The organism is Ligilactobacillus salitolerans, assembly GCF_003864415.1.
In the GTDB taxonomy this organism is placed as follows: domain Bacteria; phylum Bacillota; class Bacilli; order Lactobacillales; family Lactobacillaceae; genus Ligilactobacillus; species Ligilactobacillus salitolerans.
On the sequence record NZ_BFFP01000088.1, the window covers coordinates 1 to 992 of the forward strand.

Below are 992 nucleotides of genomic sequence, written 5' to 3' on the forward strand. Positions count from 1 at the left end.
TTAGCAGACCTACAGGATTCAATCGATGAGTTTATGTCCTTTTATAACAATGATCGGATCCAAGAGCGCTTAAGCTTTTTAACTCCGGCAGAATATCGTGATCAGGCTGCCTAAATGTCCAAATAATAAAATTCCAACACAAACCTAGCCTTCTGTTGTCGACGCTTTTGACCTTGAACTTGGGCTTGAACTTAGCTTATTAAATAATCATAGTTTTCGTTTATTTGACTGTCAGCTTGACAGGAGCCGGTTCATTTCTTGGACTTTACTTTCTAATACTTAGGTCCAAAAGCTGCTTTCTTGGACTTTACTTTCTAATACTTAGGTCCAAAAGCTGCTTTCTTGGACTTTACTTTCTAAAACTTAGGTCCAAAAGCTGCTTTCTTGGACCTTACTTTCTGATACTTAGGTCAAGTCCTTTTTTCTGTGTAAATTCAAAAACCGATGCAATGCAGCTTCCATATCTTTATTTTAAAAAATTTAAATAATCAGCGACTGCTAATGGATCCAATTTATCAAAACTAAAATGTCCTTTTGAGCCTTCCAAATATGTTCTTACTGTCGTTTTGCTACCGCGCTTACGCTTGGTGGCCCTTGGTGAGGAGTGTGATTTAAAGCCCAAATCACACTCCTCACCAAGGGGTTATTAACTGTACTTATTACACTACTCCCCTGAAGCTCAATAGCTTGTTAAGCGTGTAGCTACACTTGTTTTTGGATTTTTACTGAAATTCAGGTGAAAAATCGCGCAGAAATGTTCTTTTTTGCTCTTGCCACTGATCGTGGTAATCCTGCAAAATCGCTCCAAATAAGCGTTCTGCTGCAGCTTCATTCGCGAAGATCCGGACGACACGCTCACGTCTGCGGATCTCCTGATTTAAGCGCTCCAATGAATTTGTGGTTCGTAAGCTAATCTGATAAGGTTCCGGTTGGGACAAGTACTGCAGCGCATCCTCGAAGCCTTCATCTAATATTTCTAAAGCTCTTGTATA

2 protein-coding genes are annotated in these 992 nt (G+C 39.8%); one reads left to right on the forward strand and one right to left on the reverse strand.

Annotation, left to right across the window (positions count from 1 at the left end; genetic code table 11):
* A partial coding sequence (locus LFYK43_RS13135; RefSeq protein ID WP_148095631.1) for an IS3 family transposase occupies positions 1 to 114 on the forward strand: 114 nt, incomplete at its 5' end.
* A 608-nt stretch (positions 115 to 722) separates the two neighbouring features.
* Here the strand turns inward: LFYK43_RS13135 and LFYK43_RS12150 are convergent.
* Positions 723 to 992 (reverse strand): transposase (locus LFYK43_RS12150; protein ID WP_174714000.1); only part of this gene is annotated, 270 nt, incomplete at its 5' end.